The organism is Sedimentibacter sp. B4, from assembly GCF_000309315.1.
Taxonomy (GTDB): Bacteria; Bacillota; Clostridia; order Tissierellales; family Sedimentibacteraceae; genus Sedimentibacter; species Sedimentibacter saalensis.
In genome coordinates, this window is record NZ_CANG01000051.1 from 1 (window position 1) to 280 (window position 280).

The 280-nt window shown below is 69.3% G+C and carries 1 pseudogene; it reads right to left on the minus strand.

The features are described from left to right. Positions 1 to 280 (minus strand): annotated as a pseudogene (locus BN358_RS27520) (hypothetical protein); the annotation flags it as partial.

A 280-nucleotide genomic window follows, 5' to 3' on the forward strand; every position in this document is an offset into this window, starting at 1 on the left:
AACAGCGGGATCGGGACGATCCGGTCGCTGGAAACGGGCGGGGGAATGGTGGTCAGGATCAGGTCGGTGTCCAGGGACGCCCAGTCGGGGTCGGCCCGGGTCTCCACCCTGACGACCTGGATGGTCCGTCCGAGCGAACGATCCAGGCTGGAACGCAGCAGGCTGTCCAGGTCGTGGTAGCCCGGGCACACGATCGTCGCGGTCGGCGGGGAGTCGTCGGTGCGGTTGCGCTCCAGGCGCGCCCCGGTGCATGGCGATGTAGGCGATCTCCTCGTCCACC